Origin of the sequence: Wohlfahrtiimonas populi (genome assembly GCF_002006795.1) — a bacterium.
Taxonomy (GTDB): domain Bacteria; phylum Pseudomonadota; class Gammaproteobacteria; order Cardiobacteriales; family Wohlfahrtiimonadaceae; genus Wohlfahrtiimonas; species Wohlfahrtiimonas populi.
This window is the reverse complement of sequence record NZ_MVDN01000011.1, coordinates 1-23,935: the sequence shown is the minus strand read 5'-3', so window position 1 is coordinate 23,935 and position 23,935 is coordinate 1. Positions and strand designations below refer to the sequence as shown.

The following is a 23,935-nucleotide window of genomic DNA, read 5'->3' as shown; positions in this document are numbered from 1 at the left end:
ATTTGTTATTTCTTTAATTGAAACAATGNAGGATACGCCGTGGGATTAAATGTGGCAGCTAGTACATTTGGATATGGCATTTCTTATTCAGCTATAAATAATCAATACGTTATGAATAATTTATCTCAGAGTTACCGAAATAATTTATATAGTAATGGAGGATATAATTATGTCCACAATTATACAACTTTTAGCAATTCTAAAATTCTTGCTAAAGCTATGATAAGAGCCGACGCAATAGGTAATGTAACAACAGAATCGATTAATCAGTTTATTTCTAAGGGCAAAGAGATTGAAAAATAAAAATTTATTTAATTTGGTAATATTGACATTTGTTATTTCTTTAATTGAAACAATGGTTTTAATTTCTTTTATTTGGCTAGGAGTTAATATTCATGCACATGGTTTATCTATAAAACTTTATAGTACAAATTTCATAAATTTAAAGATATGTTTGTATGTTTTTTTATTTACATTATTAGCTACTTCTATATATTTGATCTCTGTAATACTTCCTAACTCAGAAAAGTTTAAAAAACTTAGTGAATTATTAGGATGGTTATTTATTATCGGCTGCTTTAGTGTAGGCTTTTATTTAATATATTTGTCTAAGTCCTAATGATGAGTAAGAAAAGAAGGATACCTAGAAAAGCTGTCTATCAGTATTGGATTATATTTAGCATCATAATAATGTTCTTGGCTTCTATAGCCACTACTTTGTCTTATTGGTTTATCTTAAACTTTTTTGACCATGGAATATTCATTACTCATTACGAACAAAAAACTTTTACTATTGATTTTTATATTCTTTCTTTAGCTTTGTGGTGCGGGATTGTGATAGTTTTAAACGTAGTTAGAATTCTTATTAATTTATCTATAGTAAAAAAATATAGTAGCTTTTTTTTATGGGTATACATTATGTTAGGTGCAACAGGAATGTATTATATTTATTATCTCGCAAAAATAGCACCTAAATAAGTAAAGGCTTTGCTATTTTTGCTATCACCATTTTTCCCTTTATTATGCTCGTATTAGAGTTTTACTGTGAATAGTATAGGCACTTATGTTGATAATGCAATTCTTCATGATAAATTTAGATATATTGACTCTATGTAGATTTTTGGGTAGTTTGCTAAAGACTAAGTGTTGACTAATTTAAGATATAAAAATAAATGGAAAATATAATCAAAGATACTATAAATTCAATTTCAGTTGTAGGACTAAGCTTGCAGGGAAGATTTGGAAGACTAAGTTATTTTAGATCTATTTTGTTATTAAATATCTTAGCCTTTTTAGTTTTCTTGGCTTTGACTTTTCTTGTCGGAATGACAAACATGTGGGTTTTACTTCAGGTGTTGTTTCCGCTAATAATTATCATTTATATATATTTGAATCTGCGTGCTGCAATATTACGATTGCATGATCTGAATCGGCCAGGCTCATTTGTATTATTATTTTTTGTACCATTTATAAATATATGTTTTATGCTTTATTTATTGTTTGCGGATGGTGATAAATCGATTAATCGATATGGTTCCCAAACAAAGCAACCATCATTACTTAATATGGTTATAGTAATTGTGCTTTATATAANGCGTGCTGCAATATTACGATTGCATGATCTGAATCGGCCAGGCTCATTTGTATTATTATTTTTTGTACCATTTATAAATATATGTTTTATGCTTTATTTATTGTTTGCGGATGGTGATAAATCGATTAATCGATATGGTTCCCAAACAAAGCAACCATCATTACTTAATATGGTTATAGTAATTGTGCTTTATATAATAGTTGCAATACTTACAGTTGCAATTAGAAATCTTGTTTACAATAGGTAATGAACTTGCTTTGTAGCAGATTAACCATTTATAGAGTTTTTCAAAAAATAATCAAACTAATTCAATGTGCTTTTTTAAAAAAATCGTACTTGAGCACCAATACTAAATTTTTGATAAAATGCCAGTCATTTAATTTACCCTAATTTTGGTTGAAGGTTATTGGCATGTCAGAAAAGAAAGGCTCATGGTTTTCTCGTCTTTTTAAATCAGATAAAAAAGTAGAAGAAACACCTAAAGTTGAAGAAGTTGTAGAAAACGTTGTTGAAGAGCCTGCGGTTGCTGATGACATTGCTGTGGATTCAGCTGCATTGGCTGAGACAGTTAAACCTGTCATTGAGCAACATGAACATCATAAAGAAACAATTGCTGAGATTGAAAAAGAAGAAATTCTAGAAGCAGTTGCTGAATCTGTTGTGGAAGAGAAAGTTGAACAACATGAAGCTGTTGTTGAATCTGTGCCTGAAGCGATTGCTGAGGTTAAGCAAACTGAAGATGATATTGAAGAATTATTGGTTAAAACGCCAACTGTAGAAGTTGAAGAAGTACAAGAAGTAACTAAAGCAGTAGAGCTTAAAGAAGAAATCGTAGAACAACCAGCTGCATTAGAAGAAGCTGTTGTAGAGCCTGTAATTGAATTACAAGAAGATCATAAAGAAACAATTGCAGAGATTGAAAAAGAAGAAATTCTAGAAGCAGTTGCTGAATCAGTCGTGGAAGAGAAAGTAGAACAACAAGAAACTATTGTTGATTCAGTACCAGAAGCCATTGACGAAGTTAAAACGGTTGAAGAAAATATTGAAGCAATTATCGAAGAGCATGCATTTACAGAAGTTCATCAAGAAAAACCTAAAACGGGATTTTTTACACGATTAAAAGAGCGCTTAGGCAAAACTCGTGATGGTATTACATCAGGTTTGGCTGATTTGTTTGTGGGTAAAAAACAAATTGATGATGACATCCTAGAAGAATTAGAAACGCGCTTATTGATGGCAGATGTTGGCGTTGAAGTGACGCAAAAGTTAATCAAAAATATTACAGAAGAAGTTTCACGTAAGAACCTATCCAATGTTGATGAATTGTTGGCATTGTTGAATCGTGAAATGGTTGAAATTTTAAAGCCAGTTGAACAACCATTAGTTGCAAATAATGATGAACATAAAACTTATGTGATCTTAATGGTGGGTGTGAATGGTGTTGGTAAAACAACCACAATTGGTAAGCTGGCTAAGAAATTCCAAATGGAAGGTAAAAGCGTGATGTTGGCAGCTGGTGATACATTCCGTGCGGCAGCTGTAGATCAATTGAAAGTTTGGGGAGAGCGCAATAATGTGCCTGTGGTTGCACAAAAAGAAGGATCCGATCCTGCCTCTGTAATTTTTGATGCAATGGAATCAGCAAAAGCACGTAAAGTGGATGTGTTGATTGCAGATACAGCAGGGCGTTTACATACTCAAGCAGGTTTAATGCAAGAGTTAGCTAAGATTCATCGTGTAATGAAACGTGTGGATGAAACCGCGCCACATGAAGTGATGTTAGTTGTAGATGCATCGACTGGACAAAATGCATTAAATCAAGCCACACAATTCAATGAAATTGTGCCATTATCTGGCATCACATTTACAAAGCTAGATGGTACAGCAAAAGGTGGGATTATTTTTGCAATTGCTGACAAATTAAAAGTACCAGTACGCTTTATTGGTGTTGGTGAGGCAATTGAAGATTTACGCCCTTTTGAAGCTGAAAGTTTCGTATCCGCAATTGTTGACCAAGCAAGTAATCAAAAGTAAATGACAGCTCAACTGTAGAGAACTCCCCATGAAGAAAATTATCCAACGTTTAACGATTTTAAGCGTCATTGTTTTGGCTGGTTGTGCATCAGAATCCAAGCAGTTTCCTGAACCTAAGGCTATGAAATCGATGGTAACATTCTGGGAACGTGTTTATAGCGAATGGAGTGAAAACCAAGCGGTTTATCATGATAATCGTTATTTAGATGTTATTTATGAGATTAAAGATGTTCCAAGTGCGAATCGCAGAAGTGTTTTAAATAGCCATGAATCGGTATTGCGCGAACGTTTAACGACGATGGTTGATAGTTATCAAACAAAGAAAGCACTAACATCTGAGCAGAAAAAATGGGTCGCAATGCTGAAAAAAGCAGGGGGCGAAAAAGCAATCTATGAAGCGCCAGAGAGATTACGTTATCAAACAGGCCTAAAAAATAATTTTCGTCGTGGTTTAGAGATCAGTGGCTATTACATGCCTGAATTCAAGAAAATCATGAAGAAGAATAATGTGCCAACAGAAATTGCATATTTGCCACATGTGGAATCATCGTTCCAAGGCCATGCTTATTCTTCTGTGGGCGCATCAGGCATGTGGCAATTTATGCCAGCGACAGCACGTGGTTATTTACCAATGCAGCGTAATGTGATTGATGGTCGTTTAGATCCATTCATGGCAGCACAAGGTGCGGCAGTTTATTTACGTGAAGCGCATGATCGTGTTGGAGAATGGCCATTAGCATTGACTGGCTATAATCATGGCGTGGGCGGAATGGTTCGTGCTAAAAATGAAATCAGCCCTGATATCGGTCGCATTGTGTGGGAATATCAAGGTCCACGATTTGGCTTTGCATCACGTAACTTCTATGCAGAATTCTTAGCTGCTAAGAAAATTGCAGAAAATGGTAGTAGCTACTTTCCTGATTTAGTTCATAAAGCACGCAGAAAAGTGGATGGCGTAACATTGGTTCAGCCAATCAAAGTGAGAGATTTAGCAAATGCATTGATGGTATCAGAAATGACATTGATTGAGCTAAATCCTGCATGGTTGCAGAATGTGCGTTTGAACAAAGTTGCAATCCCTGCAAATATTCCTGTTTGGTTGCCAAAAGGTAGTGCTAAAAAGTTGCCATCTGATATTGGCAGAAGAATTGAGAAGCGTTAGGATAATATAGAAATTAAGAAAGAGGTTTGTATGAATCCATTGCAACAATTAAACAAATTAGGTCAAAGTGTTTGGTATGACAATATTGAACGTGGCATGTTGAGTGAAAATGGTGAATTGATTCGCTTGATCAAAGAAGATGATTTGCGTGGTGTTACGTCAAATCCCGCGATTTATGATAAAGCGATTCGCAGTTCTTCAGCTTATGATACGGATATTAAAGCACTACAAAAAAGCTTCAATTCACCTAATAGTATCTTTTTTGAATTAGCAGTGAAAGATATTCAAATGGCATGTGATTTATTCATGCCAGTGTATCAAGCAACTGATGGCTTAGATGGTTATGTGAGTTTAGAAGTTTCACCTGATCTTGCGCATGATGTTGTGGGCACGATTCAAGAGGCTAAATTGTTGTGGAATAAGATCAATCGTAAAAATGCGATGATCAAAGTACCTGCAACGATTGAAGGTGTTGAAGCAATGTCTCATTTGATCTCGGAAGGGATTAATATCAACGTGACTTTGATCTTTTCTGTGAAGCGTTATTTGCGTGTGATTGAAGGTTATATTGCAGGTTTAGAAAAACGTGCAGCAGCAGGAAAATCTGTGGATCATATTGCATCTGTGGCGAGTTTCTTTATTTCGCGCATTGATGCAGCAATTGATCCTTTACTCGCTGAAAATGGCAAAGCATTGCAAGGTAAAATTGCAATTGCGAATGCACAGAAAGCGTATCAACACTTTTTAGAGCATTATGCTGCAAGAAGATTCAAAGACCTTCAAGCAAAAGGCGCAAAGCCACAACGTTTATTATGGGCATCAACAGGCACAAAAAATCCTGCGTATTCTGATGTCTTATATATGGATTCATTAATTGGCACTGAAACTGTGAATACAGTACCACCAGCAACGTATGATGCTTTCCGTGATCATGGTACCGCTAAGTTGACCATCATGGATAATATAGCGGATGTTGATGGAATTTTAGAGCAATTAGATTCATTGGGTGTTTCATTGGAAGATGTGACTAAAAAATTAGAAAGAGAAGGCATTGAGCAATTCCAAACAGCGTTTAATGCTATGATGAACACCATTAACGAAAAATTATTAACTTTATAGAAAGCGTGGAACATTATGATTATTCAACCAAAAATTCGTGGATTCATTTGTACAACGGCACACCCGACAGGTTGTGATGAAAACGTTAAAGCGCAGATTGAATATATTCGTTCAAAGGGTAAATTAGAGAATGGCCCAAAACGTGTATTGGTGATCGGCGCATCCACAGGTTATGGTTTGGCTTCTCGTATTGAAGCAGCATTCGGTAGCGATGCTGCAACAATCGGTGTATTTTTTGAGAAACCAGGGACAGAAAAGAAAACAGGTACAGCAGGTTGGTATAACTCAGCAGCTTTTGATAAATATGCAAAAGAAGCAGGTTTATATTCTAAGAGCATCAATGGCGATGCTTTCTCTGATGAAGTACGTGCAAAAGTGATTGAGTTGATCAAAGCTGACTTAGGCACTGTAGATTGTGTAGTTTACTCATTGGCTTCGCCAGTTCGTAAATTGCCAGCAACAGGTGAAGTTGTGCGTTCTGCGTTGAAAACAATCGGTGATACATATCGTGCACCTTCATTAGATACCAACAAAAATGAAATCATTGAAGCAACAGTAGAGCCAGCAACAGAGCAAGAAATTGCAGACACAATCACTGTAATGGGCGGACAAGATTGGGAATTATGGATGAAAGCTTTGGATGAAGCTGGCGTTTTAGCACCTAATGTTCAAACAGTTGCTTATTCATACATTGGTACAGCAATCACATGGCCAATGTACTGGCACGGCACTTTGGGTAAAGCAAAAGAAGACGTTGAGCGTGCTTCACGTGAAATCAATGCAATGTTAGATGCTAAATACCAAGGTAAAGCTGCTGTTGCTGTATTGAAATCAGTTGTAACGCAAGCTTCTTCAGCGATTCCTGTTATGCCTTTATACATTTCAGCAGCATTCCGTGTTATGAAAGAAACTGGCTTACACGAAGATTGTATCGAACAAATTCAACGTTTATTTGAAACTTGCATGTATGGCAATACAGGCGAAGTGGATGAACAAGGTCGTTTCCGTTTAGATGATTGGGAATTGAAGCCAGAAGTACAAACTGCTTGTGAATTAATCTTGAAAGAAGTCACAACTGAAACAGTTGACAATTTGACAGACTACAAAGGCTATAAAGAAAACTTCTCTCGCTTGTTTGGTTTTGGTTTGGCAGCTGTGGATTATGAAGCAGATGTATCACCAGAAGTTGAGTTTGATGTGATCGAAATGGTGTAATCACCTATGAAAATAGAATTAAGTAAGCCGTTTTTTGTGAATACAGTCACAATCATCGGGATTGGTTTGATCGGTGGTTCTTTGGCGCGTGCATTGAAGAAAAACAATGCCGTGTCTCAAATCATCGCGTATGACAGCAACGAAGATGCTTTGGCAAAAGCTAAAGATTTGGGCGTTGCTGACATTGTAACAACTGATCTTGAAACGGCTGTGAAGGATTCGGACATCATCATCATGGCAACGCCGATCACTGTGATGGGCAAGCTCATGAAAGAGATGATGCCGTTTCTGAAAGAAGATGCAATTGTGAGTGATGTGGGTTCTACAAAAGGCTCCGTCATTCGTACAATTACTGAAGCAGTGGGTTTTTTACCGAAACGTTTTGTGCCAGCGCATCCGATTGCAGGGACAGAAAAACACGGTGTAGAAAACTCCTTTGCTGAGCTATTTGAAAAACGCAGAACATTGATCATTCCACACATTAATAATAATCACACAGCCGTTACGACATTGACAAAAATGTGGGAAGCAGTGGGATCAATTGTGGAAGAGATGGGCGTTGTGCATCATGACCAAGTTTTGGCGGCAACATCGCACATTCCACATCTATTGGCTTATAGCACAGTGGATACATTGGCAAACTTGGATGATCGTGCTGAAATTTTCCGTTTTGCAGCAGGTGGATTCAGAGATTTTACGCGAATCTCAACATCTAATCCTGAAATGTGGACGGATATCTGCTTAGAGAATAGAGAAGCAGTGCTTGAAGTTCTCCGTGCATATTTGAAGAAAATTGCATTGGTGGAAGAAGCGTTGGATAAAGAAGATCGCGAAACAATATTAGAAGTCTTTAGTCGAGCAAAACACGCAAGAGATAACTTTTATCACGAACCTTAACTGATAAAGAAGGAACGGATGTCTAGAGTCGTTGACGAGAAAAAATTGCGGGATTGGTTCACCGAGTGCCACGGTTGTTGGCCCGATGAAGAATATCAATTTTTAATGAAATACCAAGATGATGAACGCTTTAAACGAGCATTGGAAACTGCTTATTTATTGGGTCAAGTCTCTGGTATTCCTCTGCGCGTCACGGCGATGTTCTTTGTGTTGGAAATTCCAATCGATCAAGTGCCAGAATCTTATCGTAGTTTCTTGCGCCAATTGAACTTGTTGAAAGAAACGAGTGATTTGTCAGGTGCGCAGGAAAAAACGAAAGAAATTTTACGAAAAATGTTATTGGCCATTGTTGAAGACGTTCAAACATTGGTGATCATTTTGGCAAATCAAGTGGTGAAAATGCGCCACTTAAAATTTGAAAGTGATGAAGTTAAAATTGCAGTGGCAGAGCAAACGCGCGATGTTTTTGCACCATTAGCGAATCGTTTGGGATTGAGTCGTTTTAAATGGGAATTGGAAGATGAAGTTCTTCACTATTTAAGACCGCAAGATTACAAAATGATTTCTAAAAACTTGAATGAGNTTAAATGGGAATTGGAAGATGAAGTTCTTCACTATTTAAGACCGCAAGATTACAAAATGATTTCTAAAAACTTGAATGAGAAACGATTGGATCGTGAAGTTTATATCCATCAAATCATTGAAGAATTAGAAATGATGGTGGCTGCGGAGCATATTGAAGCTGAAATTTCAGGCCGAGTGAAACACATTTACAGTATTTGGAAAAAGATGACCACAAAAGGTAAATCTTTTGAAGAGTTATTGGATGTGCGTGCTGTACGCGTAATTGTGAAAAACTTATCAGATTGCTATCGTGTTTTAGGCATGGTTCATGAAAAATGGCCACCTTTGCCAAAAGAGTTTGATGACTATATCGCTAACCCTAAACCTAATGGTTATCAATCTTTGCATACCGCTGTTTTAGGGCCGAATAATAAAGCGATTGAAGTACAAATTCGTACACGAAAAATGCATGAACATGCAGAGTTGGGCGTTGCTGCCCATTGGCATTATAAAGAGAGTGATGCATCTTTAAGTCAGCAAGCTAAATTGAATCGCGTTCGCCAATTGTTGGACCAAGAAGCTAATAGCGAATCGACTAAAGAGCTGTTGGACAAAGATCTTTTTGGTGAAAATGTTTATGTATTAACACCGAATAGAGAAGCAATCGAATTAGTGGCAGGTGCAACGCCGTTGGATTTTGCTTATCAAATTCATACAAATTTAGGTCATCGTTGTCGTGGTGCAAAAGTGAATGGTCGAATTGTGCCATTAACTTATGTGTTGAATAACGGTGATGAAGTTGAGATTTTAACAGGGAAAAATGCCTCTCCAAGCCGAGATTGGTTATCACCACATTTGGCTTATGTTAAATCTAACAGAACCCGTGCGAAAATTCGTGGTTGGTTCAAGCAACAGGCACAAGAGAAAAATATTGCAGCAGGTAAACAGTTATTGGATCGTGAGTTCTCACGTTTGAATTTAAACTTATCGCCAGATGCATTATTAAAAATTGCGAAGAAACTGAACTGTAATTCAGTTAATGAATTACATGCTCAATTAGGTTCTGGTGAAGTCACTATTAACCAATTCTTAACACGTGTACCGAATATGCATGTGGCAGAACCTGCCATTACGCCAGATTCCTTGATTCGCCCACAAACGCAATCGAAGAGCAATGATGGCGGCGTTCGTGTTCAAGGTGTTGGTAATTTATTGGTGCAAATGGCGCCATGTTGTAAACCAGCGCCACCTGAAGTGATTGGTGGATTTGTAACAATTAATCGTGGTGTTGTGATTCATCGTAAAACTTGTTCAAACTTCATCAATATGGTGGAGCAATCGCCAGCGCGTGAGATTGATGTGGATTGGGGCTATGATGCTGATCAAAAAGCAACATCTGATTTAATTATTAAAGCACATCCGCATCATGACTTATTGAAAGAAGTGAATAACTTAATCACGAATGAACAATTACGAATCATTGATATTACGATTAAAAATGATGAATCAGGCATTGCGACAATCTTTGCTACGGTTGAATTGAATCATTTAAATCAATTAAGTCGTTTGATTGATCGCTTAATTCAGTTACCATTTGTGATAGAAGCTCACAGACGATAAATCTCAAAAGAGGTCATTATGAAGAAAATTTTAATGTCAGCAGCAACATTACTATTAGTAACAGCATGTGCAAGTGAAGGTAGTGAAATGAATCAAGGCTCACATGTTGTCACAGCTAAAGATCTTCAGCATCATAATTATGTTTTGACGGAAATTGATGGCAAAGCTTATCGTACAGCCAAGAATGCAATGTCCCCAAATATTGCGTTTGGCGAAAAGATGAATATCTCTGGCGAAATGTGTAATAACTATTTTGGTCAAGGCGAGTTGAAAAATGGTGTATTAATGGCTAAAGGCGTTGGCATGACTCGTAAATTCTGTAGTGATGCAACATTAAATCAACTCGATCAAAAAATTAACCAGTTGTTAGAAAATGGTGCGAAAGTTTCATTGGAAGATGATGGTAAGAACTTAATTTTATCCAATGATAAAACAACGTTAAAATTCTGGTTAAAAGATTATATGTAATCAGATATTTTCAATATGAATGATAAAAAGCTCACAAAATGAACTGACCCCATAAACTTGGACAGTTTATAAATTATAAAGATAAGGACTGATTTCGATATTCTATCGGACTCAGTCCTCTTAGTTTGAGTTTAATTCGATCATTATTGTAATAATCGATGTACTCATGAATTTCTTTCTCTAGTTGATCGACTGATTCAAATTTTTTCACATGAAAACACTCAGACTTCAAAATACCAAAGAAGTTTTCAATCACAGCATTGTCATAGCAGTTGCCTTTACGAGGCATACTTTGTCTGATTTGATGATCTTTTAAGGATTGTTGATAGGGTTTCATTTGATATTGCCAACCTTGATCAGAATTTAGAATCAGCTTCTTGCGACTTTTCTTCTGCAGCTTTAAATGTTTCAATGCTTTACGCAACATTTTGCCCACTAATTCATATTTGGAATTCCTAGCAACTTCATAGCTAATAATCTCCTGATTGTATAGATCTAAAATAGGCGATAAATACAGCTTTTCACCATTTACCTTAAACTCTGTTACATCCGTTACNTTTTGCCCACTAATTCATATTTGGAATTCCTAGCAACTTCATAGCTAATAATCTCCTGATTGTATAGATCTAAAATAGGCGATAAATACAGCTTTTCACCATTTACCTTAAACTCTGTTACATCCGTTACCCATTTTTGATTCGGCTTTGTGGCTTTGAAATTACGTTTTAAAATGTTTCTTGTTATTTTCCCAATTTGACCTTTATAAGATCGATATTTTTTAATCCTAACTAATGATTTAAGGTTCAATAATTGCATGATTCGTTGAACCTTTTTATGATTAATCACAAACTCTTTTTGCAAGATTGCTGTAATTCGACGATAACCATATCGGCCTTTATGCTCATGGAAAATAGCTGCAATTCGCTCTTTGAGACTTTCATCAGAATCAGGCTGAGCAAGGGCTAGTTTATGGTAGTAATAAGTACTTCTAGCAAGCTTCATGATTTTAAACAAAGATGGTAATGAATGTTTTACTTTAAGTTCTTCTGCGATGATTGTTTGCGCCTTAGCGCTTCTTCCTTCGCATCTAGCTCCTGAAACTTTTTTAAGACATCATACTCCGCACGAAGATAAGCTAATTCAGCTTGAAGCTTATCAATCAGTTTTTCTTGTTCTGTACGATTATCAGGTTTCTTTGGTCGCTTCATCTTTTGAGATATTCCTTTCTTACGTGGCTCAAGGGCTGTTAAACCACCTTGTTCAAACAGAGATTGCCATTCTAATACAGATGTAAACGCAGGAATATTGAAATATGCAGCAGCTTCACGAACAGAATAATAATGATCTGACATAAACCTCAATACATGGTGTTTAAATGCAGCAGAATATGATCGTTTTGTTGTTCTTGGTTGAATCCCTGCTTTACCATGATATCCATAGGCTTTAATCTACTTTCTAACAGTGGATTGATCGATATTAAAATGATCAGCTGTAGAGCGATAACCATTACCTTTTTGATAGAACTTAACGACTTTCAATTTGAAGTCAAAAGAATACTTCGCCATATAAAAACACCCCAAAGTTGTGTCCAACTTTTGGGGTGCAGTTCAAAAACAGTGAGCTTTTTTCTTATGTAGTATGATATTTCTATGAATCATTCATAATAAAAATACTATGAAATATATAAATAAGTTACAGCCTTTAATTTTGCCAAGTTCTGTAATACTAGGCATCTTTTTTGCCCGTATTATTTTGTACATTGGTTTTGGTATATATTCGGAACAAACAGTATTGGTAAGTGGTTTTCTGTGGCAACAATTAAATCTTTATACATTGTTGTTAGTTATCTTGCCAACATTAGTCATGGCAATGCTGATATTTCAGCATTAACCATTAGTAATCACACTGAAAAACTTAGTTACATTAATTATTTTGAGCTGTGCACTGTCATTAATTTTATCTTTATTGATGATGGGACTATCTTTGGGCATGATTAAAGGCTTAGAAGGAAAAATATCGTACGAAATTTTACGATGGCTATCATTTTATTTTCTACCTTTTTTGGGTATGTTGATTGAACCTTTATTTGCACCATTACTTTTATGGTTAGTAATTGCTTTAGGTTTTCCTGTTAAACGTGCCAAAGATGTAATGCCATTGAGTCATGGTATGCAATTGTTTCTAGTATTTTGTACAGTTGCCTTTTTGTTTTACTGGATGGTTGTAATTTTTCAATTATCTTTAGCGCAATTTTCTATTTTCAAAATACAGATATCGTTAGCTGTATTAATAGTTTGCTTAATATATGATCGCGTTCAATATGCTGATATTTATGAGGTAAATAAATTTATAAAATTGCGTTTAGTGATAGTGGTAATACTATTAGTGATATCACTATTTGTGAGTATTTTATTTGCTAATTACTTGGTGCAAATTTATAGCGGTAAATATATTGCTAATTTAATCATTCAGATTTTTATCAATGGATTAATGATGGCATTCTTAACACAATTATGGATTCGTAAAATCTTGTATAGAATTTGAGGATAATAAAAAGACGCTTTAAGCGCCTTTTGTTTTATTGGTGAATTATGATTGCTCTTTCGGTGGTTGTGGTGCTAAATAACCGATCACTAAGCAGAATAAACCATAGCCAATGAATGAAATAATACCTGTAACATTGCCAAGATTGCTTCGGTCAATGAGTAATAGTTTCAATAAAACTAAGCCCATCAATGCAGCACCAATATTCCAAATCAAATGAGAACGTTTTTTAGAGCCATAAACCCAGAAGGTAAAGCCCAATAATGTCCAAATAATTGTGAAAGCGATTTGGATATTTTTATCGAACAATAAGCTGATTGACCAATGAGTTAAGCCAAGATAGAAATAACATGTACGCACAATCATGAGTGTGATCATGATTAAGCTAAGGCTTGCTGACCAATAGATATAATGTTTGATTCGTGCAGTAATGAAAAAATGTACAACACAAGCAATCAATAAGATTTGTGCCAAGTCATAAGCATTGAAAATTGGTAACCATATTGGCAATAAGAACATTTTGCCTGCTGTGTGGAATAGCCCAATCCATATAAAGAAAATAATAGCGATGAGTGAGAGGATAAAGCTTCGACCTTGGATTAATCTATTATCTTCAAATGGGGCAATGAGCCACTGTGGTTTGCATGTTAAGATATAATAAAAACCTATTAAAGGTAATGCGACAAATACCCACGATAATTGAATCTGGCTAGCATTATCGACCAACACATGAGCAAAGCCATTGAAATCATAGCAAAGCATGAATAGGCTAATGCACCAAAAACAGAGTTGTGAAGATTGAATAATGGGCGATTGTTCTTCGCGCAGAACCCAGAAAGCTAGCCAGAATAAACCGATGAATAGATATCCTAATAAGAAGCTACCATTGAGCCATCGAGCAGTATCTAATGTTAAAGGCAAATGGCTTAATAATGGTGACATGTAAACCACAGTACCTACGATAAATATGCCGAATGTAAGGTCTGGATATAATATGCTCTGCGCTAATTTTTGGATAAATTGTGTATATACCATCGCGATAATGAGAGCGGTACCAGCAAAGAAGAAACTTATTGCAGTTGTTGTATGAGTAATATTGCTATCTAAAATTTGCAAAATCCCTGCCAATAGCCAAAAGAATAAACCATTTGCCAACATGGCTTTTTCTAAATCATGACGTTGATGTCGGATACATTGATATGTGATGAAGAATGCAGAGAAAGCTAATGCAATGAAATTAGCTGTATAAGCTATTAATGAAAAACTAGCCATCACGCCATAAATGACAGTGAATACAGATAAGATATGGAAGAGAATCGCAATTGCTCTAGTGTAAGCATCATTAGATTTTTCAGCCCACCAAAAGAGCATTGTGCCAAATAATGTGTAGATGATGCCTGTTTGTTTCGCTGCAAATGCCAATGGTATTGCCAAAATTACAAAGAGCCAGAATAAAGCTGTATAAGCAATTTTGAGTAAACGATAATCTGTAATTCGACGAATAGAATAAGCTAAGGCACAATAAATTAGCGCAAGTCCGAAAGCATTGAGTGTTAATGAAGATCTTGAATACTCTAATAAATACGCTTGAATAGACAATGCAATTAAAGGATTTCCAAAGACTAAAAATGCATCGACAATTTTCTCTTTGTGATCTTTCATTCGGTTTGCATAGAAAATTGGAATGATGAGATACAACACAAAGAATAGAATTAAAAACGGCTCGGTTGTGCTGAAATTTTGTGGTGTATATTTTAAAACGCCCCAAGTAATCCCAACACCAAAAGTAAAAATAAAGCCAAGCAGATTAAGTTTTTGCCAAGGCTTAAACCATGCAATGGCAATGATTCCAAGATTCAATAATGTGTAATATGAGAATAGGGCAATGTAGTTATTGCTGCCTGATGATAACCAAATAGGCGCCATGAATCCTGAAAATATTGCAAAGATGGCAAGGGCGATTGCATTTTGCCTCACGGATAAAACAGCCGTTGAAACAATTAAGGCACATGATCCTGCAAATGCAGTATTTAAGGAAATGAGTTCCTCGATTTTTCCTGCGGTGAATAACGTTAATAAAAGAACACCAATCGAGCCACCTTGTACCGTTAAGGAAAATAATCGGTGAGATTCTCGTTTGTAATAAGCAAAAACAAAAGCACCAGATGCAGCAACACTTGTGAGCAATAATGCGTGTGTCATTGTGAACCATGATTGATCCAATGCGTATTTTAATAACGCTCCAACGCCAAATAATAGAATCAACATACCTACTTTGACTGGCACATTGCCATCACTTAGCCAATCAATGCCTTTTTGAATCCAGCTTTTAGATTGAGGTTTTAAATCAACGGTTGGGGCGATTTGTTTCACAGCTGGTCGAGGCGTTAATTCCTGAGCAACCTGCATTTGAATTTCTTGTAATGTCTCCTGATCTAAGAAGCTCTCTAAAGTGGCTTCTTGAGATGTAATAGGTTGTTCAATATCAGGTATAGCAACGTTTTCAGTCGGTGGAGATAATTGTTGTAAGAACAATTTTCTTTGCTGATCATAACAATTTTTAGTTGTAGGCTGAGTAAGTTGTTTTTCTTTGAGCTCTTTTTCTAATCTATCCACTTTATACTGCAAGAGATCTAGAATTTTTGTGAGTTCTTCAATGCGATTTTTATTTTCTCGATTAGGTTGGCGAATGAATATCAGCCATAAGCCTATCGCGCCGATGATGAAGATTAGTATTTCACCCATTGTAGATTTCCTTTAAGGGACTATTATTTTTATAATTATACATTGTTTTATTGTTTGGTAAATGTAATTACAAGTTTATAAATAATAAAAAAGCAGATCATGAGATCTGCTTTGATTGAGTTTAAAAAGTAGCGATTGAAATCACAGTTTCTTCTTATTCAACAATAATGAGTTCGTTAATACGCTCACAGAGCTGAATGCCATTGCGCCACCTGCGATGATTGGGCTCAATAAACCAAAGGCTGCGAATGGAATGCCAACTGTGTTGTATAAGAATGCCCAGAAGAGATTTTGGCGAATCTTTTTCATGGTTTCTTTGGATAACTGCAAAGTACGATCTACATTAATTAAGTCACCATTCATGATTGTGATGTCTGCACTTTCCATTGCGATATCTGTGCCTGTACCCATTGCAATGCCAATATCCGCTTGTGCCAATGCTGGTGCATCATTCATGCCATCACCAATCATGGCAACTTTTAAACCTTTGCTTTGTAGTTCTTTCACATAGTTTGCTTTATCTTGTGGCAATACTTCTGCAAAAATATGTGATTCATCCAAATGAACTTGTGAGCCGATATGAAGGGCTGTGCGCTTGTTATCGCCTGTCATCATATAAACATCGATACCTTTCGCTTGTAAGCGTTGAATTGCTTCTGCTGTCGTTGGTTTCACTTGATCCGCTACGGCGATTAATCCAACGAGCTGCTGATCCGAACCCAATAACATCACAGTTTTACCAGTACTTTCTAATTGCTGGATCACATCAATATGTGCATCAACATTGATGTTTTGTTGATCCATAAAACGCTTTGCGCCCACATAATATGTTTTGCCATTCAAATCGCCCGAAATACCAAAACCTGTGTGTGATGTAAAATTATCAACAGTTTGTGGTTTGATTGCTTGATCATTGGCATAGTTCACAATGGCTTTCGCTAAAGGATGCTCCGAGAATGTTTCGAGGGATGATAATACCGTTAGAATTGTTTGATCATCATTAGAAAAAGCTTGGAAATCAGTTACAACTGGTTTGCCTTCTGTTAATGTGCCAGTTTTATCTACGATCACAGCATTGATGATGGAAGCTGTTTCTAGTGCTTCACCGTTCTTGATTAAAATGCCATGGCGAGCACCTAATCCTGTACCCACCATAATTGCAGTTGGCGTTGCTAAACCTAAAGCACATGGGCAAGCGATTACTAATACTGAAACGGCATGAATAATAGCTGTGGTTGAATCTTTCGTGATGTACCAAGTGATTAACCAAGTTAGAATTGCGATAGCAATCACTGTTGGCACAAAGATTGCAGAAATTGTGTCGGCTAATTTTTGAATCGGTGCACGGCTACCTTGTGCATCTTCCACCATTTTTATGATTTTAGATAATGTGCTGTCATTGCTTGCTTTCAATACTTTTGCAGTCAATGTACCTGTGCTATTCATTGTGCCACTGTAAATCACATCGCCGATGTTCTTTTCTACAGGCAAGCTTTCGCCTGTGAGCATGCTTTCATCAATGGATGTATAGCCTGAAACTACTTCAGCATCCACAGGGATAGAACGCCCTGGTTGGATTAAAATCAAATCGCCCACTTTAACTGCTTCTACAGGAATTTCTTTGGGTTGATTGTTTTCATCTAAAACTAGTGCTGTTTTAGGTTGAAGATCTAATAATTGTTTTAACGCACTGTTTGTACGAGATTTTGCTAAATGTTCTAGATATTTACCTAAGAGAATTAATGTGATGATTACAGCACTAGCTTCAAAGTATAAGTGCCCTTGAGGATTGCTAAAGAAACCATTATAAATACTTAATAAATATGCGCTTGTTGTGCCGAGTGCAACGAGAACATCCATCGTTGCTGAGCCATTTTTTAAAGATAGATACGTGCCTTTATAAAAACGTGCACCAATATAAAATTGAACAGGTGTTGTTAATAGTAATTGCACCCAAGGTGTATGCACAAAATGAACCCATGCAGCTTCACTTTTCAGCATCATGGCGAACATACCAATCACCATTGGGAGAGATAATAAGCTACTTATGATGAGTTCTATTTTTAGTTTTTTAAGCTCTTTAATTTGAGCTTTTTCCAAGGATTCTTGGTTTTCTGCTAAATCTAGGATCGCACCATAACCAGCTTTAGTAACGATGTCTTCGATTGTTTCTGTTGTCATAACATTTGTATCAAATGAAACAACCGCTTTTTCTGTCGCGAAATTCACATACGCATTTGTAATGCCTTCCTTTTTATTTAAGGCTTTTTCAATACGTGCAGAACAGTTGGTGCATGTCATTCCTGTGATGGCAAATGTCTCTTGGCGAATTGTTTCATTTGAACTCATATTATGCTTCCTTTACATCAAAACCGATATCATCAAATGTTTCGATTAACTGAGCAGTTGTTACTGCATCGTCAAACTCAATGGTTGTTGTTTTTGTTGCTAAATCAGATGTTACTGAATGAACACCAGCAACAGCACTTAATCCTTTTTCAATGGAAGAAGTACAATGGCCACAACTCATTTCTGGTACAGAAAATGTTACTTTTTTCATGCGATTTTTCCTTTTTTAATACTCTCAGAACAACAATCATCAATGCATGTACATTGACCTTTAATGCAGTTACACGGAACTTTATCGAGTGCAACCAATGATTTTTTCTCTAATGCTTGAGCAATTAAAGCAATATCGCTGTGGGAAAGAGGGTTTTCCTCTAGTAATGCAGCAATATATTTACCCATTTTCGTGGAACAAATATGGTGAGCCAATTCAGCGCGAGTTTGTTGGAGCGACTCTTTTTCTGAAATGGTAGGGAAGTAACGATAGCGATTACCTTCAGCATGTTTACCGACATAACCTTTATTCACTAAACGTGCGATTAAGGTTTTAACGGTTGAAGGTTTCCATTCAAATTTTTCAGACAGTAATGTGGTGACATCATTGCTATAGCATTCACCTTGCGTCCAAAGGATACGCATCACTTCCCATTCTGTTTTCGTAATTTTAATGTGTGACATTCATCTATCCTAAAATTAAATGACTACAATTGTAGTCGTTATTGGTAGAGATAATAATCTTTGATTGTGAATAATGCAAACATTTTTGATGTCTATGAGTGATATAATTTACTAAGATGATGATTTTTCATTAAATTGTCATCTACAATTGTAGATAATTTTATTAATAAAGAGGAAAGATATTTTAGATATAAAAAAACCTAGCGAAGGCTAGGCTTTTCTTTTTGTAATTAGAAATCAAAGTGCTTTAATCGCTTCAATTACAGCTTCTGCATGTTCTGCAACTTTTACTTTGCGCCATTCTTTCAAGAGATTGCCTTCATTATCCAATAAGAAAGTGCTGCGCTCGATACCAAAGCCCAATTTACCAAACATGCTTTTTTCTTTAATGACTTTAAAAGCATTACAAACTTGGCTTTCTTTATCTGAAATCAGTGGGAATTCAAGGTTATATTTATCCACAAATTTCTGATGTGATCCTACAGAATCACGAGAAATACCTACAATTGCTGTATCCAATGATTGCAAGGTTGCCAAATGTTCTTGGAATGCTTTTGCTTCATTGGTGCATCCTGGCGTATTATCTTTAGGATAAAAATAAACAACCAAATACTTTGCAGTGCCAACAATATCACTTAAAGATTTTTCTTCTGATTGCGTTGGGAATTTGACATTCCAAAGGGATTGGATCGTAATAGACTCTGACATAATGCTCTCCTAAGTGAGTAAAATATTATGAGATAATAGCAGAAAATAACTGATGGATGACCAATAAGCATGACCAAGATTTTAGTCGTTGAAGATGAAAAAAGCATTGCGGATACAATATTGTTCGCATTACAGCAGGAAGGTTTTGAATGTGATTGGGTGACTTTGGGGACAAAAGCGCTCGAACAACAGCAAAGCAATGCTTATGATTTCTGGGTTCTAGATGTAGGTTTGCCTGATTTAAATGGTTTTGAAGTGTGCAAGCAACTGCGTAAATTTTCAGAAATCCCAGTGGTTTTCTTAACAGCGCGTGATAATGAAATTGATCGCATTGTGGGTTTAGAAATTGGTGCAGATGATTACATTGGTAAGCCTTTTAGCCCAAGGGAATTGGTTGCCCGCGTTAAAGTGATACTGAAACGTGTTCAACCAATTGACAATAAAATGATATTGGAAGAACCAATTTTAAGCACAGGTTTTTCAATAGATGAAACATGCTTTGCGATTACTTATGATAACGAGCGATTATCTTTAACGCGCCATGAATATCAGATTTTGTCCCATTTATTGAATCACCCTAAGCAAATTTTAAGTCGAGATCAATTATTGAATGCTGTGGGTGTTTCTGCTGATGCGAGTTATGAGCGCACGATTGATACGCACATTAAAGCTATTCGTGCCAAATTGAGAGAGATTAATCCTGAATTGGATGTCATTAAAACACATCGTGGTTTTGGTTATAGTTTTGAGCTGGATAATTAAATATGGCGATTTCCAAGCGAATATTTATCTTCTATTTTCTCTTTGTGGCGCTCTGTGGTTATTTCATGGTGCATCTATTTTCGCGTCAAGTTTATCCAAGTGTTCGCCAAACGACAGAAGAAACATTAGTAGATACAGCAAATCTTTTAGCAGAAATTGTGGCGTTTGATCTACAAGATGAAAAAATCACGCCAGAATATTTACAGCAAAGAATGCTCGCGTATCAACAGCGTGATCCTAAAGCTAAGATTTGGGATGTGGAGAAAAGTGATGTGAGCTTGAATGTTTACATCACAGATAAAAATGGCATTGTGCTGTTTGATTCAGAAAATCGTGCAGTTGGGCAGGATTATTCTGAGTGGCGCGATGTTTATCTCACTTTACATGGGCAATATGGCGCGAGAAGTTCTAAAGGGATTTCCAAATATGATATTAAAGGCGTTTCTTCCATTATGTATGTGGGTGCGCCGATTTATCATCAAGGTGAAATCATTGGTGTATTAACAGTTTCTAAGCCGAATAGCACAACGGATGCTTATATTGCGAGTGCAAAATCAGAGCTCACATTTTTTGCTTTGATTCTATTTGGCACAAGTATTGTGGTTGGGGCGATTTTATCGTGGTGGCTAGGTTTTTCATTCAGAAAATTGATTGATTACGCGAAGAAGCTTGGGAAAGGCGAGCGGGAAGTTCAGCCACAATTTTATGGTAAAGACCTCAATGTATTGGCTTCAACTTTATCCAATCTACGTGAAGAGTTGGATGGCAAAGAGTACGTTGAGCATTATGTGAATACATTAACTCATGAACTAAAAAGCCCATTGGCGGCGATTCGTGGCGCAAGTGAGTTATTGCAAAATGACATGGATAAAGAAACTCAGCGTAAGTTTTTAGGAAACATTGAGCGAGAAAGTGCTCGTTTACAGAATTTAATTGATCGCGTATTAAAGCTCAGCATGGTTGAGAAAAAGCAATCACTGGAATCCAGCCAAAGTTTAAATTTATCTATATTGATGAATGAAGTTCTAGATGGCTTTGCACCATTGCTTCAGCAAAAGGGGATTAATGTGCAATGCAATCTACAGCCGAATCTAACATTCATTGGTGATCACTTTTTAATGACACAAGCATTATCCAATATCATCAGTAATGCGATTGATTTTATGCCAAATCAAGGGCGACTGAGTATTGATGGCAAATCTCATAATCATCACATTGAGATTAACATTCACAATGAAGGCGTGCACATTCCGGATTATGCATTGTCACGCTTATATGAACGATTCTATTCTTTGCCGCGCCCAGATTCAGGCGAGAAAAGCACAGGCTTAGGCTTAAACTTTGTGAAGGAGATTATTGCTTTACACAAAGGTGAAATTTCCATCGAAAACAAAGATAATGGTGTGAATGTTTGCATCCATATTCCAGAAGGGCATCGCTAAATGAATATCCATCCTCTATTCATCACCATTGGTTTATTAACCTTGAGCAATGTATTTATGACATTTGCTTGGTATGGGCATTTGAAATATATGCACTCTCGCGCTTGGGTGATTGCGGCTTTAGTGAGTTGGGGAATTGCGCTCTTTGAATATTTGTTGCAAGTGCCAGCTAATCGAATTGGTTATGAAGTCGCAACAGCAGGGCAGCTTAAAATCATTCAGGAAGTTTTAAGCTTGTCTGTATTCATCCCATTTTCACTATTCATATTGAAAGAACCTTTTAGATTAGATTATATCTGGGCGGGATTATGTTTATTGGGCGCCGTATTTTTCATGTTCCGTAAAGAAATCATGAGTGGATGGATGTAATTATGGTAGGATTTCTGCCCATTATTTTATGAATAGCATTCAACCGTAGATCCAACTCAAATGAACAGTAAACTTTCTTTCTCCGCATATTTAACCATTGGCTCGATGTTATTTGGGCTTTTTTTTGGTGCAGGCAATCTCATTTTCCCAATTCATATGGGACAAGAAGCAGGTGCTTCCACTTATATCGCAACATTAGGCTTCATTTTAACGGGTGTTGGTTTGCCATTTTTAGGCGTGCTTGCCATTGGCTTTTCTAAAAGTAATGGTTTGTATGATTTATCAAGCCGCGTTTCACAGAAATATGGTTTGTTCTTCACGATGGCGCTGTATTTAACGATCGGACCATTTTTTGCATTACCAAGAACAGCAACAGTGTCCTTTGAAATTGGTTTTACGCCATTTTTAAGTGCGGATATGTTGGGCTATGGATTATTAGCATTCTCCTTGGTTTTCTTTTTATTGAGCTGGTTATTATCTTTGAATCCAACGAATATCATGGTTTGGGTTGGCAAAGTATTGAATCCATTATTCCTAGTGTTTTTAGCATTTTTGATTGTGAGTGCTTTTGTGAAGCCAATGGGTGCAATTGAAACATTGCCTGTTCATCCAAGTTATCAGCAAAATGCTTTCTTCAAAGGATTCACAGAAGGCTATAACACAATGGATGCGTTGGCTTCTTTGGCTTTCGGTATCATTGTTGTGAGTGCTATTAAACGCTTTGGCGTAACCAATCCAACAGATATTGCCAAAGATGTGATGAAGTCAGGCTTTATCAGCGTTGTTCTAATGGCATTGATTTATGGTTGCTTGGCATATATTGGCGCAACAAGCTTAAATGTATTCTCATTATCCGCAAATGGCGGCATTGCATTGGCGCAAGTTTCTCAGCACTATTTTGGTTTCTTAGGTTCAATTTTATTGGCGATCATTGTAACGATTGCCTGCTTAAAAACAGCGATAGGCTTAATCACGGCTTGTTCTGATATGTTCCATGAATTGTTTCCATCTATTTCTTATCGTAATTTTGTGCATGGATTTAGTATCGCAGGATTGTTAGTTGCGAATGTTGGTTTAACTTCTATCATTCAAATCTCTGTGCCTGTATTGATGTTCTTATATCCTTTAGCGATTACATTAATTCTATTGGCATTGTTATCGCCATTGTTTCAGCATAAAAGAATTGTGTATCAATGCACGACTATTTTTACGTTACTTGCGGCGATCATTGAAGGATTAAAAGCAACGACAGATGTGATTAGTAAAAATCCAATCGTATTGAACATCACCTCATACGTGGATGGCATTTTGCCTTTTTCAGATATCAATATGGGCTGGATTACACCAGCATTGATTGGTCTTGTGATTGGCTGGGCTTTGAGTTTTAAGCACCAAGCCCCAAATTAAATATTAACAGAGACTACCAAAAGCAGGCTTGATTAAGCCAGCTTTTTTGTTTTCTTGTTGTAAGATGTTCTGAATAAATAAAAGGAGAATTTCTTGTGAATCTGCAACCCAAAGTTATTCCTACAATAATACTTTGCATATGGATGATTGTGACCGCTATATGGGCATTTGATCTATTAGTATTACCTAGTGTTTTGGCAATAGTCAGTACTTTATGTTTATTACTAAATATTAAATGCAAAGATTTAACTAAAAAAATGA

Annotated in this window: 24 protein-coding genes and 1 pseudogene; 15 read left to right on the top strand and 10 right to left on the bottom strand. The window is 36.4% G+C overall.

Features of this window, described 5'->3' with window-relative positions; translation table 11 throughout:
• The first annotated feature begins 39 nt into the window (after positions 1–39).
• The 9 genes from BZK16_RS11185 (at position 40) to BZK16_RS11135 (ending at position 10,673) form a co-directional block, all read left to right on the top strand.
• Positions 40–303 (top strand): hypothetical protein, encoded by a 264-nt coding sequence (locus tag BZK16_RS11185; RefSeq protein ID WP_077928983.1) that lies wholly within the window; start codon positions 40–42, stop codon positions 301–303.
• A gap of 869 nt (positions 304–1,172) precedes the next feature.
• Complete coding sequence (locus BZK16_RS11170) at positions 1,173–1,841, top strand: DUF805 domain-containing protein (RefSeq protein WP_077928980.1); 669 nt, start codon at positions 1,173–1,175, stop codon at positions 1,839–1,841.
• Positions 1,842–2,005: 164 nt separating this feature from the next.
• Positions 2,006–3,628: a signal recognition particle-docking protein FtsY gene (ftsY, locus tag BZK16_RS11165; RefSeq protein WP_077928979.1), complete on the top strand. Its 1,623-nt coding sequence runs from the start codon at positions 2,006–2,008 to the stop codon at positions 3,626–3,628.
• Positions 3,629–3,656: 28 nt separating this feature from the next.
• Positions 3,657–4,790, top strand: a complete 1,134-nt coding sequence (locus BZK16_RS11160; RefSeq protein WP_077928978.1) for a lytic transglycosylase domain-containing protein — start codon at positions 3,657–3,659, stop codon at positions 4,788–4,790.
• 30 nt (positions 4,791–4,820) lie between these two features.
• Complete coding sequence (gene tal, locus BZK16_RS11155; protein ID WP_077928977.1) at positions 4,821–5,909, top strand: transaldolase; 1,089 nt, start codon at positions 4,821–4,823, stop codon at positions 5,907–5,909.
• A 15-nt stretch (positions 5,910–5,924) separates the two neighbouring features.
• Entirely contained in the window at positions 5,925–7,124 is a 1,200-nt protein-coding gene (gene fabV, locus BZK16_RS11150) for an enoyl-ACP reductase FabV (RefSeq protein WP_077928976.1), read from the top strand.
• Between the two features lie 6 nt (positions 7,125–7,130).
• Positions 7,131–8,021, top strand: coding sequence for a prephenate dehydrogenase (locus BZK16_RS11145; protein ID WP_077928975.1), 891 nt, complete (start codon positions 7,131–7,133; stop codon positions 8,019–8,021).
• Positions 8,022–8,039: 18 nt separating this feature from the next.
• On the top strand, positions 8,040–10,205 hold the full coding sequence (locus BZK16_RS11140; RefSeq protein WP_077928974.1) for a RelA/SpoT family protein: 2,166 nt from the start codon (positions 8,040–8,042) through the stop codon (positions 10,203–10,205).
• A gap of 18 nt (positions 10,206–10,223) precedes the next feature.
• On the top strand, positions 10,224–10,673 hold the full coding sequence (locus BZK16_RS11135) for an META domain-containing protein (RefSeq protein ID WP_077928973.1): 450 nt from the start codon (positions 10,224–10,226) through the stop codon (positions 10,671–10,673).
• Between the two features lie 73 nt (positions 10,674–10,746).
• On the opposite strand, the pseudogene BZK16_RS14715 reads toward BZK16_RS11135, so the two are convergent.
• The 4 genes and pseudogenes from BZK16_RS14715 to BZK16_RS14160 all read right to left on the bottom strand — a co-directional run.
• Positions 10,747–11,229, bottom strand: a pseudogene (locus BZK16_RS14715) (IS3 family transposase); the annotation flags it as partial.
• Entirely contained in the window at positions 11,226–11,726 is a 501-nt protein-coding gene (locus BZK16_RS14710; RefSeq protein WP_269845027.1) for an IS3 family transposase, read from the bottom strand. The gene BZK16_RS14710 and the pseudogene BZK16_RS14715, both read right to left, overlap by 4 nt.
• On the bottom strand, positions 11,705–12,034 hold the full coding sequence (locus BZK16_RS11120) for a helix-turn-helix domain-containing protein (protein ID WP_332881409.1): 330 nt from the start codon (positions 12,032–12,034) through the stop codon (positions 11,705–11,707). The genes BZK16_RS14710 and BZK16_RS11120 overlap by 22 nt, the downstream gene beginning before the upstream one ends.
• An 87-nt stretch (positions 12,035–12,121) precedes the next feature.
• A complete protein-coding gene (locus BZK16_RS14160; protein ID WP_143691172.1) occupies positions 12,122–12,238 on the bottom strand; it encodes a helix-turn-helix domain-containing protein in 117 nt (38 codons plus the stop codon).
• 243 nt (positions 12,239–12,481) lie between these two features.
• Between BZK16_RS14160 and BZK16_RS14155 the strand changes: the two genes are divergently transcribed.
• Positions 12,482–12,670 carry a hypothetical protein gene (locus BZK16_RS14155; protein WP_143691171.1) on the top strand — a complete coding sequence of 63 codons (189 nt, stop codon included), beginning with the start codon at positions 12,482–12,484 and terminating at the stop codon, positions 12,668–12,670.
• Positions 12,663–13,217: a hypothetical protein gene (locus BZK16_RS11115; RefSeq protein WP_143691170.1), complete on the top strand. Its 555-nt coding sequence runs from the start codon at positions 12,663–12,665 to the stop codon at positions 13,215–13,217. Before BZK16_RS14155 ends, BZK16_RS11115 begins: the two co-directional genes overlap by 8 nt.
• Positions 13,218–13,262: 45 nt before the next feature.
• Here BZK16_RS11115 and BZK16_RS11110 read toward each other — a convergent pair whose 3' ends face one another.
• From BZK16_RS11110 to BZK16_RS11090, 5 genes are all read right to left on the bottom strand, one after another.
• On the bottom strand, positions 13,263–15,962 hold the full coding sequence (locus BZK16_RS11110; RefSeq protein ID WP_077928968.1) for a DUF2339 domain-containing protein: 2,700 nt from the start codon (positions 15,960–15,962) through the stop codon (positions 13,263–13,265).
• 141 nt (positions 15,963–16,103) lie between these two features.
• Positions 16,104–18,311, bottom strand: coding sequence for a heavy metal translocating P-type ATPase (locus BZK16_RS11105; protein WP_077928967.1), 2,208 nt, complete (start codon positions 18,309–18,311; stop codon positions 16,104–16,106).
• Between the two features lies 1 nt (position 18,312).
• Positions 18,313–18,522: a heavy-metal-associated domain-containing protein gene (locus tag BZK16_RS11100; protein ID WP_077928966.1), complete on the bottom strand. Its 210-nt coding sequence runs from the start codon at positions 18,520–18,522 to the stop codon at positions 18,313–18,315.
• Positions 18,519–18,986: a CopY/TcrY family copper transport repressor gene (locus BZK16_RS11095; RefSeq protein WP_077928965.1), complete on the bottom strand. Its 468-nt coding sequence runs from the start codon at positions 18,984–18,986 to the stop codon at positions 18,519–18,521. Before BZK16_RS11095 ends, BZK16_RS11100 begins: the two co-directional genes overlap by 4 nt.
• A 237-nt stretch (positions 18,987–19,223) precedes the next feature.
• Positions 19,224–19,694, bottom strand: coding sequence for a peroxiredoxin (locus BZK16_RS11090; protein ID WP_077928964.1), 471 nt, complete (start codon positions 19,692–19,694; stop codon positions 19,224–19,226).
• 69 nt (positions 19,695–19,763) lie between these two features.
• Here BZK16_RS11090 and creB point away from each other — a divergent pair, with 69 nt between their 5' ends.
• From creB to brnQ, 4 genes are read left to right on the top strand one after another with little or no spacing between them, the layout of a single operon-like run.
• Positions 19,764–20,456 (top strand): two-component system response regulator CreB, encoded by a 693-nt coding sequence (gene creB, locus BZK16_RS11085; protein WP_077928963.1) that lies wholly within the window; start codon positions 19,764–19,766, stop codon positions 20,454–20,456.
• Positions 20,457–20,458: 2 nt separating this feature from the next.
• A complete protein-coding gene (gene creC / locus BZK16_RS11080) occupies positions 20,459–21,898 on the top strand; it encodes a two-component system sensor histidine kinase CreC (RefSeq protein ID WP_077928962.1) in 1,440 nt (479 codons plus the stop codon).
• Between the two features lie 6 nt (positions 21,899–21,904).
• Positions 21,905–22,267 carry a DMT family protein gene (locus BZK16_RS11075; RefSeq protein WP_077929032.1) on the top strand — a complete coding sequence of 121 codons (363 nt, stop codon included), beginning with the start codon at positions 21,905–21,907 and terminating at the stop codon, positions 22,265–22,267.
• Between the two features lie 60 nt (positions 22,268–22,327).
• Positions 22,328–23,674 carry a branched-chain amino acid transport system II carrier protein gene (gene brnQ / locus BZK16_RS11070; RefSeq protein WP_077928961.1) on the top strand — a complete coding sequence of 449 codons (1,347 nt, stop codon included), beginning with the start codon at positions 22,328–22,330 and terminating at the stop codon, positions 23,672–23,674.
• 13 nt (positions 23,675–23,687) lie between these two features.
• Here the strand turns inward: brnQ and BZK16_RS14635 are convergent.
• Positions 23,688–23,935: hypothetical protein (locus BZK16_RS14635; protein WP_233145285.1), on the bottom strand; the 248-nt coding region annotated here is incomplete at its 5' end.